The 223-nt window shown below is 58.7% G+C and carries 1 pseudogene; it reads left to right on the top strand.

The features are described 5' to 3' along the window. Positions 1–223: pseudogene (locus AF337_RS32690) on the top strand (glycosyltransferase); the annotation flags it as partial.

Below are 223 nucleotides of genomic sequence, written 5' to 3'. Positions count from 1 at the left end.
GGGCTATGGCGTGTTCGGCGGCAGAATCGTCCCCGATTGGGAAAAGGAGCCGAAGGGCCGCTTTATCGATTGGATTCCAATGGGCTCGACTTTCGCGATCGTTGATGAAACGCAAAGCGGACCTTGTGACCCGACGAAAGTCTGGGGTCCCAACACGATCATTCGGCGAGAGTTGCTCGGAACGAGCGTGCGCTACCGGGAAGATATCGGCCCTCTCCCAGGG

Origin of the sequence: Rhizobium ecuadorense, from assembly GCF_001187535.1 — a bacterium.
Classification (GTDB): Bacteria; Pseudomonadota; Alphaproteobacteria; order Rhizobiales; family Rhizobiaceae; genus Rhizobium; species Rhizobium ecuadorense.
This window is presented reverse-complemented; position numbering and strand designations above follow the sequence as displayed.